Origin of the sequence: Rhodococcus sp. 15-2388-1-1a, from assembly GCF_002259145.1 — a bacterium.
In the GTDB taxonomy this organism is placed as follows: domain Bacteria; phylum Actinomycetota; class Actinomycetes; order Mycobacteriales; family Mycobacteriaceae; genus Rhodococcoides.
Genome location: NZ_NPFP01000046.1, coordinates 52,198 through 66,732 on the forward strand (window position 1 = coordinate 52,198; position 14,535 = coordinate 66,732).

16 protein-coding genes are annotated in these 14,535 nt (G+C 64.5%); 11 read left to right on the forward strand and 5 right to left on the reverse strand.

All coding sequences use genetic code 11. From position 1 onward, the window contains the following. Positions 1-930 (forward strand): cation diffusion facilitator family transporter, encoded by a 930-nt coding sequence (locus tag CH302_RS25055; RefSeq protein ID WP_037190455.1) that lies wholly within the window; start codon positions 1-3, stop codon positions 928-930. On the opposite strand, the gene CH302_RS25060 is transcribed toward CH302_RS25055, so the two are convergent. From CH302_RS25060 to CH302_RS25070, 3 genes are all read right to left on the reverse strand, one after another. Next, positions 920-1,387: a pyridoxamine 5'-phosphate oxidase family protein gene (locus tag CH302_RS25060; protein ID WP_037190454.1), complete on the reverse strand. Its 468-nt coding sequence runs from the start codon at positions 1,385-1,387 to the stop codon at positions 920-922. The genes CH302_RS25055 and CH302_RS25060 overlap by 11 nt on opposite strands. 117 nt (positions 1,388-1,504) lie before the next feature. Beyond that, positions 1,505-2,278, reverse strand: a complete 774-nt coding sequence (locus tag CH302_RS25065; RefSeq protein WP_037190453.1) for a site-2 protease family protein — start codon at positions 2,276-2,278, stop codon at positions 1,505-1,507. A 16-nt stretch (positions 2,279-2,294) separates the two neighbouring features. Continuing rightward, complete coding sequence (locus CH302_RS25070) at positions 2,295-2,960, reverse strand: hypothetical protein (RefSeq protein ID WP_037190452.1); 666 nt, start codon at positions 2,958-2,960, stop codon at positions 2,295-2,297. A gap of 202 nt (positions 2,961-3,162) precedes the next feature. On the opposite strand from CH302_RS25070, the gene CH302_RS25075 reads away from it, so the two are divergent. From CH302_RS25075 to CH302_RS25110, 8 genes are all read left to right on the forward strand, one after another. Then, positions 3,163-4,452: an adenylosuccinate synthase gene (locus CH302_RS25075; protein ID WP_037190451.1), complete on the forward strand. Its 1,290-nt coding sequence runs from the start codon at positions 3,163-3,165 to the stop codon at positions 4,450-4,452. A gap of 424 nt (positions 4,453-4,876) precedes the next feature. After that, positions 4,877-5,455 carry an alternate-type signal peptide domain-containing protein gene (locus CH302_RS25080; RefSeq protein WP_037190449.1) on the forward strand — a complete coding sequence of 193 codons (579 nt, stop codon included), beginning with the start codon at positions 4,877-4,879 and terminating at the stop codon, positions 5,453-5,455. A gap of 12 nt (positions 5,456-5,467) precedes the next feature. After that, positions 5,468-6,022 (forward strand): hypothetical protein, encoded by a 555-nt coding sequence (locus CH302_RS25085; RefSeq protein ID WP_037190448.1) that lies wholly within the window; start codon positions 5,468-5,470, stop codon positions 6,020-6,022. Then, positions 6,019-6,618 carry a signal peptidase I gene (locus CH302_RS25090; RefSeq protein ID WP_037190447.1) on the forward strand — a complete coding sequence of 200 codons (600 nt, stop codon included), beginning with the start codon at positions 6,019-6,021 and terminating at the stop codon, positions 6,616-6,618. Before CH302_RS25085 ends, CH302_RS25090 begins: the two co-directional genes overlap by 4 nt. Next, a complete protein-coding gene (locus CH302_RS25095; protein WP_052047619.1) occupies positions 6,615-7,124 on the forward strand; it encodes a hypothetical protein in 510 nt (169 codons plus the stop codon). Before CH302_RS25090 ends, CH302_RS25095 begins: the two co-directional genes overlap by 4 nt. Then, positions 7,124-7,735: a SipW-dependent-type signal peptide-containing protein gene (locus CH302_RS25100; protein ID WP_037190446.1), complete on the forward strand. Its 612-nt coding sequence runs from the start codon at positions 7,124-7,126 to the stop codon at positions 7,733-7,735. The genes CH302_RS25095 and CH302_RS25100 overlap by 1 nt, the downstream gene beginning before the upstream one ends. Positions 7,736-7,738: 3 nt before the next feature. Continuing rightward, positions 7,739-9,400: a hypothetical protein gene (locus CH302_RS25105; protein WP_052047618.1), complete on the forward strand. Its 1,662-nt coding sequence runs from the start codon at positions 7,739-7,741 to the stop codon at positions 9,398-9,400. Between the two features lie 88 nt (positions 9,401-9,488). Beyond that, positions 9,489-9,929 (forward strand): LGFP repeat-containing protein, encoded by a 441-nt coding sequence (locus CH302_RS25110; RefSeq protein WP_037190445.1) that lies wholly within the window; start codon positions 9,489-9,491, stop codon positions 9,927-9,929. Between the two features lie 68 nt (positions 9,930-9,997). Here CH302_RS25110 and CH302_RS25115 read toward each other — a convergent pair whose 3' ends face one another. Further along, entirely contained in the window at positions 9,998-10,522 is a 525-nt protein-coding gene (locus CH302_RS25115; protein ID WP_037190505.1) for a methylated-DNA--[protein]-cysteine S-methyltransferase, read from the reverse strand. A gap of 91 nt (positions 10,523-10,613) precedes the next feature. On the opposite strand from CH302_RS25115, the gene yczR reads away from it, so the two are divergent. After that, on the forward strand, positions 10,614-12,095 hold the full coding sequence (gene yczR / locus CH302_RS25120; RefSeq protein ID WP_037190444.1) for a MocR-like transcription factor YczR: 1,482 nt from the start codon (positions 10,614-10,616) through the stop codon (positions 12,093-12,095). 66 nt (positions 12,096-12,161) lie between these two features. Here yczR and CH302_RS25125 read toward each other — a convergent pair whose 3' ends face one another. Beyond that, the gene (locus tag CH302_RS25125) at positions 12,162-13,238 is read right to left on the reverse strand and encodes a CaiB/BaiF CoA transferase family protein (protein WP_037190443.1); all 1,077 of its coding nucleotides are present in this window, start codon (positions 13,236-13,238) and stop codon (positions 12,162-12,164) included. A 95-nt stretch (positions 13,239-13,333) separates the two neighbouring features. Here CH302_RS25125 and purT point away from each other — a divergent pair, with 95 nt between their 5' ends. Beyond that, on the forward strand, positions 13,334-14,530 hold the full coding sequence (gene purT / locus CH302_RS25130) for a formate-dependent phosphoribosylglycinamide formyltransferase (RefSeq protein ID WP_037190442.1): 1,197 nt from the start codon (positions 13,334-13,336) through the stop codon (positions 14,528-14,530). Positions 14,531-14,535 lie beyond the last annotated feature (5 nt).

Sequence of the window (14,535 nt, forward strand, 5' to 3'; positions counted from 1 at the left end):
ATGGGCGCGGGTCACGGGCACAGTCACGGAGTGGGCGGTCACTCGTCCGCAGGTGCGGGGCCGCCCAGGTCTCGCGTCCGCAAGATGGTCGTCGCGCTGGTCATCCTGGTGGTGTTCCTGGTCGTCGAGGCGACCGTGGCCTTGGCGATCGGCTCGCTCGGCCTGCTCGCCGACGCCGGTCACATGCTCACCGATGTGCTCGGCATGTCGATGGGTCTGATCGCGTTGATGCTCGCTCGCAAGGGAAGTGCCGCAGCAGCACGGACATTCGGCTGGCATCGGGCAGAGGTGTTGACGGCCATCGCGAATGCCGTCCTGCTGCTCGGTGTTGCGGCATTCATCATGTACGAGGCAGTCTCTCGCATCGGTGATGCACCTGAAATCCCTGGCGTACCACTGATTCTCACCGCATCGGCCGGACTCGCGGCCAATATCGTCGTCATGCTGCTCATTCGCGGCGACGCCAAGGATTCCCTGGCCGTCCGCGGCGCGTACATGGAGGTCCTGGCCGATGCGGTCGGCAGTGTCGGCGTGCTCGTGGCAGGCGTGCTGATGCTCGTGTTCGGGTGGACCTGGGCGGACATCGTCGTCGGCGTCCTGATCTCCCTGTGGGTGATCCCGCGCGCGATCAAGCTCGCCGCCTCGGCCCTGCGCATTCTCACCCAGGCCAGTCCCGGACACGTCGACGTCGACGCATTGACCGGAGACCTGAACGCACTACCGGGCGTGACGGGAGTTCACGACCTGCACGTGTGGACACTGACCACCGGAATGGATGTCGCGACGGTGCATCTCGAATGCGAGGGCTCGTCGTCGATGGTGCTCGACCGAGCCCGATCGTTACTGTCCACCTACGGCCTCGACCATGCCACGGTGCAGGTCGAACCCGCCGCGCACGGCCGAACCTGCAAGGAAGAGCTCACCTGGTGACGGTGCGCACGTCGGAGCCGGGACGCCACACGTCGATCTGCATGTGATCGTCCACCAGTGAGGTCAGTACGACCTCGGTGATATCGAGATCGAACACGTGGTACGGCACCAGCTCGCCCGATGATGCGTCGAATATCGGTTGCAGCACAGCAGGATCGGTGATTTCGACGGCACGCCCGCCGATCTTCGCGTCCCCACCCTCCATCGAGTGGTGACCCGGATTGCTGTGCAGCGCGAACCGGCCGTCGCGCTGCAGGTCTCGTGCTTTGACGGCACCGAGCATGGAACCGAGACGCAGCACGCCACTGTCGTCGAACTCGACCTCGGTTCCGCTGACGCGCGGTGAGCCGTCCGCCCGGAGCGTCGCGAGTACATGGTGCTTGTGGGCGGTGAATCGAGCCCGCACCGCCGACGCGAGTGTCGGGGCCGCTGCCGAGAATTCGTTCCACGTCGTCATGCGCACATTATGCGATCCGGCACCGACAGTGTTGGGAAAGAATGCACGGAACCTGCCCGAACAGACGGAATCCCGCCGACTGAGCTCGGTATCGTGCAGTCTTTCCCGCTGGACCTGTCAGATCCAGAATCGCATCAGGTAGTTGCCGTTGCCGGCGAAGAACTCGGGAACACCGGACAACCCGAACAGGGTGTAGATCGCCCCGAAGAACACGGAGTTGACGGCGGGCACGAACAGCAACGCGACGAGAACGAGGAGTCCGTAGCCCTTGAACTGGTCCAGCGATGCACGGGTGGCGGGCGAGAGCGAGGGCTCGAGTGCGGCATATCCGTCGAGGCCGGGTACCGGAATCAAGTTCAGGATCGTGGCCATGATCTGCAGGAAGGCCAGGAAGCTGAGTCCGTACCAGAAGGCCTGATGGGTGCCGTCGGTGCCGAACACGCGAACGACGATCAGGAGTCCCACGGCGACAACGGCATTGGCGAACGGTCCCGCGAGTGCGATGCGCCGCTGCGTCGACGCCGAGAACTGGCCGGTCCGCAGGTACACGGCACCGCCCGGAAGTCCGATTCCGCCGATCGCGATGAACACCACCGGCAAGACGATCGAGAGCAACGGGTGGGTGTACTTCAGCGGGTTGAGTGTCAGGTAGCCGCGGAGTTCGACTTCCCGGTCGCCGGCCCGAAAAGCGGTGTACGCGTGACCGAACTCGTGCAGGCACACCGAGGCGATCCACCCGGCGAGAACCAGCACGAACACCCCGAGGCGCGCGGCGGTGGAGGTGACGTCCTCGGCCGTCCACGCGAGCGCGCCGCCCACTCCGGCGACGGCGAGAACGGCCACGAACACCGGGCTCGGCAGAACGGGCCTGCGCCGTAGCGGAACGGTCATCGGATCTGCGGAACGGTCATCGGACCAGCAACCACTCCTGATGGTGACGATAGAACGTCGACCTCTTCACGGTTCTGTCGCCGGGGATGCCGTCGCGCATCAGGTCTGCGGCGGGGGAGCCGAGCTGCATCGCGCGTCCGCTCACCCAGCGGCGAGGCAGGAATCGTCGACGGCTGATCACTCGCGCACGCAGTCCGGGCAACTCCGGAGTGGGTGCCACCTCGACGCCGGGTACGACTCCGGAGAACAACCGAGTGTCGTCGACGTATGCCTCGCCCTCGAGTTCCGCACCGCCGGCACCGCCGAGCAGCGCCCGACCGACAACGGCCTTGCCCGCGTCGTCGCGAATGAGGGGAGTGCTCGACGCTTTTCCTGTCAGTGCGACCTTGGCCGCACGGGATCCGGTCCCGAGTTTGTAGATGTGGGCGGCAGCGGTCGCGGTATCCGGTACGAACGCGACTTCGACGTGCAGACGGTCGGTGCGCATCAGCCTGGTGAGAACGGCTGCCAGCGAGGCGTCGTCGCCCAGCACGATGATGCGTGGTGCGGGGGCGGATTCGATGTCGGCGAACAACGCGCTGCAGTCGTCGTCGGTCGGAACGGCATCGGCGTTGCGCAGTGGGACGTCGGTCAGCGTGATCGGCAACGGCGGGTTTCCGCAGTGCAGAACGAACGGTGTCACGGCGCTCCTAGATCTTGGGTGAACCCTCGAACGACCATAGTGCCTTCGTTTCGGCTCCACCGTAGCGGCATGCGGGCCAGCTCACCGCCTCGGCTAGACTGTTCCCCCGGCCACTGTCGCGCCTGCGACAAATGGTGACGGCTGCGTTCGATCGAGCAATATCTGCAGCACGTCCTCGCACGAAAGCAACGTAGGAGAGCACATGCCGGCGATAGTCCTGATCGGCGCCCAGTGGGGCGACGAGGGCAAAGGCAAAGCCACCGACCTATTCGGCGAACGCCTCCAGTGGGTCGTTCGCTACCAGGGCGGCAACAACGCCGGCCACACCGTGGTTCTTCCGAACGGCGACAAGTTCGCGCTGCATCTCATCCCGTCGGGAATTCTCACGCCCGGCGTGAAGAATGTCATCGGCAACGGCGTCGTCGTCGACCCGGGTGTGCTGCTCACCGAGCTCGACGGCCTCGAGAAGCGTGACGTCGACACCACGAACCTGCTGCTCAGCGCCGATGCGCACCTGATCATGCCGTACCACGTTGCCATCGACAAGGTGACCGAACGCTTCCTCGGTGCCAAGAAGATCGGGACCACCGGCCGTGGTATCGGGCCGTGCTATCAGGACAAGCTCGCTCGCGTCGGCGTCCGCGCCGCCGATGTGCTCGACGAGAAGATCCTGACCCAAAAGGTCGAGGCTGCACTGGAATTCAAGAACCAGGTGCTCTCTAAGATCTACAACCGGCGGGCTCTGGATTCTCAGCAGGTCGTCGACGAGGTGCTCGAGCAGGCCGAGGGTTTCAAGCACCGCATCACCGACACCAGGCTGCAGCTCAACCTGGCACTCGAGCGCGGCGACACGATTCTGCTCGAGGGGTCGCAGGGCACTTTGCTCGACGTCGACCATGGTACGTACCCGTACGTCACGTCCTCGAACCCGACGGCGGGCGGCGCGTCGGTCGGTTCCGGCATCGGCCCCAACAAGATCGGGACCGTCCTCGGCATCCTGAAGGCGTACACGACGCGTGTCGGCTCGGGCCCGTTCCCGACGGAGCTGTTCGACAATCACGGTGAATACCTGGCCAAGCAGGGCGGCGAGGTGGGCGTCACCACCGGGCGTGCACGGCGAACCGGCTGGTTCGACGCTGTCATCGCGCGGTACGCCACCCGCGTCAACGGCATCACCGACTACTTCCTGACCAAGCTCGACGTGCTCTCCAGCCTGGACACGGTGCCCATCTGCGTTGCGTACGACGTCGACGGCGTCCGCCACGACGAGATGCCCATGACGCAGACCGGCTTCCATCACGCGAAGCCGATCTACGAGGAGATGCCCGGTTGGTGGGAAGACATCTCCGGTGCCCGCACGTTCGAGGAACTGCCCATCAACGCGCAGAACTACGTCCTGCGTCTCGAAGAGCTCTCGGGTGCGTACATGTCGTGCATCGGAGTCGGACCGGGCCGCGACGAAACCATCGTTCGGCGAGACATTCTGCGGTAGACGGTTCCGCGAAAATCGAAGCCCCGAGGCCCACGGCCTCGGGGCTTTTTCGTGCCCGGATCTGCCGTCGACAATCGATTGTCCTCAAAAACAAAAAACAGCGGAATGTTCAGGATAAGTGAGCGAATAACCACTGCGTTCGCTGTAACCGGAGGGGCCACCTGGGGAAATTCGCCACAAAGCTGCGGTTTCCGTAATCAAAGTAGCTTTACACACCATGTTCATGTGTAAACCAAAAGTACGAATCAGGCGGCTGAACATTCCCTCGGACTTTTACCATCACTTGGGTAACAGGTGAGGAAGTCGTGCCGAAACAATGGACATCGCACCCAGTTGCGGAGGCCCATCTTCCGGCCGACCGACCCAACCCGGGTCACCTCCCCCTCGGCCTCACGAACAAGGCCACCGAAGAAAGCGACAACGTATGAACAAGGCAACCAAGGGCGCCATAGCCGCGGGGGCGGCAGCTGTACTGCTGCTCGGCGGTTTGGGATCACTTGCTCTGTGGAACGACAGCGAGACCCTCGGCGGTGGAACGATCACCTCCGGAGATCTGCGACTCACTCTCGTCGAGGACTCCGATCAGTGGCAAGACGTCTCGTACGACGTCACGCCGGTGGACATCGACATCAGTACGTTCCGGATCGTGCCGGGTGACACCGTCGCGTACACAGCTAACTTCTTGGTCGAGGCCGAAGGTGAAAACCTGACCGCGAACCTGACAGCTGACATCAGCAACGTCGTCGAGGGTGCCGGGTCGGCCGAATTGCTGGCCGCCATCCAGACCTCCGTTGTCGCTACCGACGAAGATGATGTCGTCCTGCCGACCGACGGTGCAGGTGCTGCGGTCATCACTCGCACGACAAATGCACCTGCGGATCAAACCATCAGTGTCGAGGTTCGATTCACGTTCGACCGTCTGACCGAGGGCACGGTCGCACAGGACCAAAGCATCGATCTGACGGAGTTCACCCTCGACCTCACGCAGATCCGTCCGCTCTGAGTCCTGGTTCCGTTGAAGCACGGTCGATACTGGGCGTTGGCAGCCGCGTCCGTCCTTGTGGTGAGCTTCGGCTCAGCACAGGTGACGGGCGCGCTGTGGCGAGATGAAGAAGTCCTTGGTGGCGGATCCATCACCTCGGGAACCTTGGACATCACACTCGGCCCAGAGGGTTCGGCCGAAGTCCCGATTTTCGACATCCCCGGGCTGGGCAACACAGGCCTCGTGCCCAACGGTTTCGCGCAGGCACCGTTGTCGATTCGCAACAACGGAAGCACCCCCTTCGTTTTTCGGCTGCAGAGCACCACAGTGAACGGCCCGCTGCCATTCACTTTGACGGCGAGCACTGTCGCGAACGTCGGGGCATGCCCCGCCTCCGGCGAACCAACCGGCGCGACAGTTCTGTTCAACGGCAATGCGGCGGGCGCTCAGGTGCCGGTCGCACCGGCAGCCCGCCCACTCGCCCCCGGTGCGGACGAGGTGTGGTGCTTCCGCCTCGCCACCTCTGATCAACCACCTCAGAGCGCCACCTCGAGAGTGACGTTCTCTTTCCGAGCGGACCAGGCATGACGACCGACGACACCGACGTGATTCCGGTCGTCCCTCCGCGCGAGGAAGACGACGAACACACGGGCGTGTGGTGGTGGGTGAGCCGCATAGCGTCGTACACGTTGCTGGCCGTGATGGTTCTGATTCTTCTGGCCACCGTCGTTGTCCCGCGAGTCACCGGGTCCACTCCGTACACCGTCCTCACGCAGTCGATGGAGCCGACCTATCCGCCCGGCAGCCTGATCGTCGTGCGGCCGGTCGAGCCGAGCGAGCTGGCGATCGGAACTCCGATCACCTATCAATTGCGTTCGGGTGAGCCGGAAGTGGTAACCCACCGAATCGTTGCCACCCGGCAGAGCGGAGGCGGTGAACTCACCTTCATCACGCGCGGCGACAACAATGGTGCCGACGACGAGAACCCGGTTCAGGTAGGGCAGATTCGCGGCGAGGTCTGGTACTCGGTGCCGTACATGGGCTACGTCAACAACTGGCTCAACGGTGAACAACGCAAGATCACGGTCGCGGTGATCGTGATCGGCCTGTTCGGTTACGCACTGGTGATGTTCGTCGGTGCCGGCATCGATCGCTACCGGAGCCGAAGGGAGGAGTCGCCTTGAGGCACAGCACTTTTGTCGCCTGTACGGCCATCTTCGCCGGTGTCGCAGTGGTGTTGTTCCTCGGTGCTGGATCTCCCCGAGTGCACACAGTCAAGTACAGCGACGACGGGAAGAATTGGGCGACGAGCTTTCGAAGCACATTCTTCGACAACGATATTCGTTGGGTTCCAGGCGACTCGCGTGAATCGCGGTTCCACGTGTTCAACGACACCGACCGGGACGGGCGTCTTCGGCTGACCTTCGACAGTGACAACCCGGCGTTCCTGCGAGCCCTGAGCGTCTCCATCGGCGGCGGCGAGCCGGTCGAATCGTGTGCGTGGATCGACCTAGGGGCCGGACAGAAGAAGCGCATCGACGCCACGATCGTGATGGCCGAAGCGGCCGGAAACGACACCCGCTCGTCCTCTGCTGCAGTCGATCTCGTAGTGCAGTGGGACAACAGCAACAGCGCCGAGTGCCCGGAATCATCGGGTGCGCGGACGGATATGGAAGGGGCGCAGCCCTGATGTCGCGTCACAGTGACACCGCCGGTCCGAGAGCGGTTCTCCGCCGAACAGGCTCCGCGCTGATCAGCGCACGAGCTCGAGCGATCATGTCGATCGGGATCGTCCTCGGCCTCGGTGCCGTGGGAACCCTTGCCGCATGGTCGGATACGGCGACTGCGACGTCGGGCGTGTTCACCACCGGACGGCTCGACATCAAAGTGGGCAACCCTGCGGTCGACAACAACCCACCGGCCTTCACCACGACGCTGACCAACACTGCGATCTTTCCCGGTGACACCGTCGCTGCCGGACTGCTGGTCTCCAACGCGGCCGGTTCCGTAGCCAACACGTACACCATCTCCGTGGTGGCCAGTAACGCTGCGCTGGGGAACCTGCTGAATTCGTCGGTGCACACCGGTGCTCCATCATCCGGCGTGGCGTGCGCAGGCTCTCCCGTCAGCACGGTCACCGGCCTCGGAACCTCGAAGCCGTTCCCCGCTCTGAATCGTCCGCTCGCCGTCAACGGCAGCGACCAACTGTGCATCAGCGTGACGATGCCGACCGGGACGGCTCAGCCGAACCCCGCCGCGACCGGCACCATCACCTACACCATCACCGCGACGTCGGCGTAGATCATGTCCGCTACCCACTCCGCCTCCGCTACCCGCGTCCGATCTCGCTCGCGTCTGCTTCGCGAAATTGCTCTGACCGTCGGCGCTGTCGCCGGTGTGATCTGCGTGATGTTTGCGCTCGCAGCCGTGTTCTTCGGTATCACCCCCTTGATCTTTCGTTCCGGGTCCATGGCCCCGGCCATCGATACCGGCGCTCTGGCGTTGAGCAAGACGACTCCGGTCGGGGACATCGAGATCGGTGACATCGTCAAGGTCACCAATGCGTCGGGAACGGGAATCACCCACCGCGTGGTCGAGATCGGGGCAGTCGGAACCGATAGCGCGCAGCTGTTCCTTCAGGGTGACGCGAACGCCGAGCCCGATGCCGAGAGCTACGTGGTGTCCGAGGCCGATCGTGTGTTCTTCAGCGTCGGGAAACTCGGTTACGCGGTCACCTGGCTCAGTGGTCCTGTCGCTGTATTCATCGGCGGCATCGCCGTCGGCGCACTTCTCATGACCGCGTTCGGATTTCGCAGGTCCGCTGTGGAGTCCCCTGCGCAGCCCGACGACGACGATCAACTGCAGGAACCGCCCAGTGGGCGGCACAGCGCCCAAGGGCGCGGGACGCCCACCCTCGGTGTGGTGCTCGCGTTGGCTGCCATCTCGGCCGTGGGCATCAGTGCCTCGAACACTCCGACAACCCTTGCTGCGGGACAAGATACGGCAACGGCCCTCAGTGGCACCATCACCACGGCCTTGCCGATTCCAGCACCGCTTTCACTGACTTGTACGAATGCCGAGCGGGGGCTTCTCGGTGCTATTCGCTTCGTGAATCTCACCTTCCCATCGCGGGGGGCGCAGTACACCTACCAGTTGACATTGAAGAAGGCCGGTGAGAACGACCGTGAGTTCGCGGTAGCCGGGACCGCTGCTACCGGGGTAGTCATAACTCAAGCAGTGGAAAACGGAGCCCTCCTGGAATTGCTGCCGCTACCCCTGGCTCCGGTGCTCGACGGTGTCTACACCGCATCGATCCGAACCAAATCGGGCACCAGATTTTCACAGCCGAGTCCCACCGTGAACATAACCATGAGCAACGGTCTACTTCTCGGCCTGGCTGCCAGTGCTCGTTGCGGAGGCACCGCCGCTGCCGCTCGCAGCGCTCCGAGAGCGATCGTTCCTGGAACCACAACTCAGGCCCCCACGATGACGTCGCCGATTGTTCCGGAGTCGACACTCGCACCGGTGCCCACCACAACGGATCCCGCGCGCACCGATGAGTCCCCGGTTCCGCCGCCGGTCGAGGTTCCGGCGACGACTGTTCCTCCTGCAACGACAACAACGACTGTCCCACCGACCACCACGACCATCCCGCCGGCTCCGGCGGTTCTGCTCGCCCCTGTGACTTCCCCGTCGGGTGCGTCGTCTGCCCGGGTCGTCGACAGCGACGGCGCTCCTACTCTGCAGATCGTCGACGCCACCGGAGCAGTCCAGTACAGCGGTCCCGCCACGTCCAGTGATGCATACGGCTACGGCGTGAACTGGTCGGCGGGGGATCAGCTGTGGTTGCTCGGGCCCGATCAGCTCGTTCGTCTCGACAGCGCCGGCGGTTCGTGGTCGCGGTCGGTGATCGATCCGGCGGCCACCGATCGAATTCCGGCCGACATTCTCGCGCTCCTGAATTAGCTCTTTCACATATATGTCGAAATTGGAGGGCGCCGCTGGTCGTCGGCGTGGATAATTGCGACCAGGTTGGGCGACGAAAGGTCGGGCGATGACTGAAAATTACAACGGATTGGAAGTTTTCAGCTACCAATTCGATCGCTTCGCGTACGAACATCCTTGGATCGGCGCTCAGGCCGGTGAATTCATGCTCGGTCCCGAGGGCGGGGGAATGCTCGAATTCACGCATGCCACCGTGTTCGCTCTTCCCGAAGGCGGCGCGCACGAAGTGCACGGTCCGATCCTCGACTGGTACCTCGGTCACGGGGGACCGTATGGCGCACTTGGGTATCCGATCAGCAACGAGCGCCCGACGCCCACCGGATCGGGTCGGTACAACCTCTTTCAACGCGGCGCTATCGGATGGCTGCCGGATGTGGGTGCATTCACGATCGGCGGTCGTTCGGAGGAATCCGATGTGAGCCCAGGACCGGAAGCTGTATTGGTGTCAGCGGTCGATGCTCCTATCGCGCCTCTCGGCATATCTGCCTGAAATCCGGACTCACTCCCTGTTTCGGGAGGTTTATTCGGACGAGCAGTTCCGATCAATTGTGCGTCAATTCAGAACAAAGTCGGCTCGTCGAATCCCGGGACTCCCTCGATACCGAGTATTTTTTGTTTGGTATTCGTACCACCCGGTGCCGAGAAGCCGCCGACTTCCGTGCCTGCGCCGAGCACTCGATGGCACGGAACGATGATCGGCACGGGGTTACGTCCAAGCGCCCCGCCTACGGCCTGGGCCGCACCGGGGTGGCCGAGTCTGCGGGCGATGTCGCCGTACGTGAGAGTCGAGCCCCGGGGAATCCCGCTACACACGGTGTAGACCGAGGAATCGAACTCCGAGACGTCCAGGACCAGGGGAATTGGCCTCATGTCGACAGTCCGTCCATCGAGCATGGCGACGATTCGCTCGGTCGCGTCGGCCGCGAGCGCGTCGAGAGGCCCCCTCGTCGCACCGAAGCCGGCCAGGTAGTCCAACATCGCCTCGGCCGACGGCTCGGGCAGGGCGACGGCGACCACTCCGTCGTCGGTCCACGCGATGCCGCACAGGCCGATGGCGGTGTCGAAGACAGTGCTGGTCGGCATCGGTCCAGTATCCACCTGACCCCAGCCGGCAGTCCAGTGAAAAGCCCAATGGACTTGAAAGTTGAAGGCCAGTGGGCGAATACTGGTGAGCATGGCTTCGAGAGTCCTCAATGCAACGTCACTGGCCCGCGATCTCGGCAGCTGGCGCGGCGACGCGTCCTCGGATGGATCCGGTAGGCGCAAGGCGTCGCGTCCAACGTATCGCGCGTTGGCAGATGGCGTCCGACTGCTGATTCACGACGGCCGCATTCCGCTCGGTGTCGGGCTGCCCAGTGAGCGCGATCTGTCGGCGGCCCTCGATCTCAGTCGTACCACCATCACGTCCTCGTACTCGGTGCTACGAGACGAGGGCTATCTGATCAGCAAGCAGGGATCGCGCAGCACCGTTGCCCTCCCCGCTGCACCCACCCCCAACGGAATGTTGATTCAGTCGACATCGCCCTCGGGTCCGGTCGTGGACATGTCTCACGCAGCGATGGCCGCGGCGGACGGCACTATGACCGCGGCGTACGAGTCTGCGCTGCAGGCACTTCCGACGTATCTACCTACGCACGGTATGGAGCCCATCGGTCTGGCGGTGCTGCGGGAGGCCATCGCGCAACGCTTCGTCGAGCGTGGCCTGCCCACGACCGCCGATCAGATCATGGTGACTTCCGGTGCGCAGCAGGCAGTTCGGCTACTGCTGGGCACACTGACCTCGCCCGGTGACCGGGTGCTGATCGATCACCCGACCTACCCCAACGCACTCGAAGCCATCCGGCGGGTGGGCGCCCGGCCGGTGCCGGTACCGGTCCGTCCGGCCGACGGCGACTGGGATCTCGACGGGATCCGCAGCGCCGCACGGCAAACGGCCGCCAAGGTCGCGTATCTGATTCCGGACTTCCACAACCCCACCGGGCAGGTGCTGGGTGCCGAGGGCCGGGCCGAGCTCGCACGCATCACCCGCGACACCCGGATGACGCTCATCGTCGACGAAACCATGGTGGACCTGTGGCTCGACGCCCCGCCGCCACCTCCGGTCGCGTCGTTCGGGCGGGTCTCGGGGTCCGACATCGTCACGATCGGCTCGGCATCCAAATCGTTCTGGGGCGGCCTGCGCATCGGATGGATCAGGGCGCATCCGTCGCTCGTCTCGCAGCTGGCAGGCTCGCGGGCAGCGCACGACCTCGGCACCTCGATCATGGATCAGCTGGCGTCGTCGTTCCTGCTGCAGGACGCGGAACCGGCGCTCGAGCTCCGTCGATCGCAGCTACGTGAGCGTCGTGAGGTGCTCGAAGACGCTCTGGCAGAACATCTTCCGGACTGGCGCTACCGCCGCTCCGAGGGCGGCATGTCGCTGTGGTTGCAGCTGCCCGCACCGGTGTCGAGTGCGCTGGCCGCCACCGCGCCTGCATTCGGGGCAGTGCTGGCGGCAGGCCCGCGATTCGGCGTCGAGGGTGCGTTCGAGCGCTACCTCAGGTTGCCGTACACCCGTGAGCCGCAAGAGCTTCGGGCCGCGGTGATGGCCACGGCTGCGGCGTATCGCGCACTCGCTCCCAGCGCCGAATCGGAACAGCCGGCGCTGGTGTTCTGACCGCGAACTCGAAGTTATGGACGGAAATCAGCCGAAAAGCGTCCACAACTTCGAGTTCGGCACACGTCAGCTCCAGACCGACGCGATGTCGGTTGCCGTGGCCGGCGGTGGCGTCGGGACTCCGTTCTCGGTGCGGGAGAACCGCGGTGCCGGGCGGTGCTGGGTGACTCCACCGATGTCGATCAGGGAGTCGCGATCCTTCATGTGCGGGTGGTTCGGGGCCTCGGCAAAGGTGAGGACCGGCGATACACAGGCGTCGGTGCCGTCGAAGATCGCGGCCCATTCGTCGCGGGTCTTGGACAGGAATGTCGCGGTGAACTTCTCGCGCAGCTCGGGCCAGCGCGACTTGTCCATCTGCGGCGGCAGGTCCGCATCGGCGAGGCCCAATCCGGTGAGCAGCTGAGCGTAGAACTGGGGCTCGAGCGAGCCGACGGCCATGTACTGGCCGTCGGAGGTCTCGTAGGTGTCGTAGAAGGGCGCGCCGGTGTCGAGCAGGTTGGTGCCGCGGTCGTCGCTCCAGGCTCCGACGCCACGCCAGGACCAGATCATGTGCGAGAGCGCGGCGGTGCCGTCGACCATGGCCGCGTCGACCACCTGGCCCTGCCCGGAGCTCTGGCGCTCGTAGAGCGCAGCCATGATGCCGAAGACGAGGAACATCGAGCCGCCGCCGAAATCGCCGACCATGTTCAGGGGCGGCACGGGCCGCTCGCCCTCGCGGCCGATGGCATTCAGGACACCGGTGACGGAGATGTAGTTGATGTCGTGGCCTGCGGTCTGCGCCCATGGACCTTCCTGGCCCCAGCCGGTCATGCGGCCGTAGACGAGGCGCGGGTTGCGGGCGAGGGCGTCGTCGGGTCCGAGGCCGAGGCGTTCGGTGACGCCGGGGCGGAACCCTTCGATCAGCACGTCGGCGCGCTCGATCAGGCCGAGGACCTTCTCGATGTCGGCCGGATCCTTGAGGTTCGCCTCGACGATGGTGCGGCTGCGCAGCTGGTGGTCGTGGGGAGAGATCTGCCCGGCGCGCTGCACGCGTACGACGTCTGCGCCGAGGTCGGCCAGCAGCAGTGCGGCGTGTGGGCCGGGCCCGATTCCTGCGAGTTCGACTACTCGGAGCCCTGCGAGTGGTCCACCAGTGTTCGACACGTTATTTGCCTCGTTCCGACTCGTCAGCTGCGAATGTGAATGGAGACTAACTTGTACTAGGTCGTCCAACCGATCGGGGTGTGGATAATAGGGCTGTGACTGCCCCAGATCCCGTCCGTATCGGTACTCCGCTCACTCCCGGGGCCACCCGGGTGATGCTGCTCGGCTCGGGTGAGCTGGGCAAAGAGGTGATCATCGCGTTCCAGCGCCTCGGCGTCGAGGTGATCGCCGTCGATCGCTACGACAACGCCCCTGGCCATCAGGTGGCCCATCACGCGTTCACGATCGACATGAGCAATCCCGAAGAACTACTGGCGCTGATCGATTCGCAGCAGCCGGATTATGTGGTGCCGGAGATCGAGGCCATCGCGACCGATGCCCTGGCCGAGGTCGAAGCGCGGGGTCGGAGTGTGGTGATCCCGACGGCTCGTGCGACGCAGTTGACCATGAACCGCGAGGGCATCAGGCGTCTCGCGGCCGAGGAGCTCGGGCTGCCGACGTCACCGTACGCGTTCGCCGATTCACTCGAAGATGTGCGAGAAGCATTGTCCACCATCGGCTTTCCCGCCGTCATCAAGCCCGTCATGTCCTCGTCGGGCAAGGGACAGTCCGTCGTTCGCACCGAGGCCGATGTCGAAGCGGCGTGGGACTACGCACTGAAGGGTGGCCGCGTCGATCTCGGTCGCGTCATCGTCGAGGGATTTGTCGATTTCGATTACGAGATAACGCTTCTCACCGTCCGGGCGACCGATGGAACGTCGTTCTGCGAGCCGATCGGGCACCTGCAGGAATCCGGCGACTACATCGAATCCTGGCAACCACAACCGATGTCCGACGCGGCCCTCGCCGGTGCGCGCGACGTTGCCGAGCGGATCACGACGGCACTCGGTGGCCGCGGGTTGTTCGGCGTCGAACTGTTCGTGCAGGGCGACAACGTCTACTTCTCCGAGGTCAGTCCTCGGCCGCACGATACGGGTCTGGTGACGCTACGCACGCAACGGTTCTCGGAGTTCGAGCTGCATGCCCGCGCCGTTCTGGGTCTGCCGATCGACACGACGCTGCTCTCGCCGGGTGCGTCGGCGGTGATCTACGGCGGCGTCGATGCGGACGGCATCCACTTCGACGGTGTCGCCGATGCGCTGGCCGTCCCCGAGACCGATCTTCGTCTGTTCGGCAAGCCGACGAGTTTCGTCCGGCGCCGGATGGGAGTTGCAGTGTCCACCGCGCCGGACCTCGAGACGGCGCGGAGCCGGGCACGCGAGGCGGCAGGCAAGGTTCGTCCTGTCGTCTGACCCGA

Coding starts and splice junctions, on each gene's coding strand:
- CH302_RS25055 (WP_037190455.1), top strand. CDS start 1: ATGGGCGCGGGTCACGGGCACAGTCACGGAGTGGGCGGTCACTCGTCC.
- CH302_RS25060 (WP_037190454.1), bottom strand. CDS start 1,387: ATGACGACGTGGAACGAATTCTCGGCAGCGGCCCCGACACTCGCGTCG.
- CH302_RS25065 (WP_037190453.1), bottom strand. CDS start 2,278: ATGACCGTTCCGCTACGGCGCAGGCCCGTTCTGCCGAGCCCGGTGTTC.
- CH302_RS25075 (WP_037190451.1), top strand. CDS start 3,163: ATGCCGGCGATAGTCCTGATCGGCGCCCAGTGGGGCGACGAGGGCAAA.
- CH302_RS25080 (WP_037190449.1), top strand. CDS start 4,877: ATGAACAAGGCAACCAAGGGCGCCATAGCCGCGGGGGCGGCAGCTGTA.
- CH302_RS25090 (WP_037190447.1), top strand. CDS start 6,019: ATGACGACCGACGACACCGACGTGATTCCGGTCGTCCCTCCGCGCGAG.
- CH302_RS25100 (WP_037190446.1), top strand. CDS start 7,124: ATGTCGCGTCACAGTGACACCGCCGGTCCGAGAGCGGTTCTCCGCCGA.
- CH302_RS25105 (WP_052047618.1), top strand. CDS start 7,739: ATGTCCGCTACCCACTCCGCCTCCGCTACCCGCGTCCGATCTCGCTCG.
- CH302_RS25110 (WP_037190445.1), top strand. CDS start 9,489: ATGACTGAAAATTACAACGGATTGGAAGTTTTCAGCTACCAATTCGAT.
- CH302_RS25115 (WP_037190505.1), bottom strand. CDS start 10,522: ATGCCGACCAGCACTGTCTTCGACACCGCCATCGGCCTGTGCGGCATC.
- yczR (WP_037190444.1), top strand. CDS start 10,614: ATGGCTTCGAGAGTCCTCAATGCAACGTCACTGGCCCGCGATCTCGGC.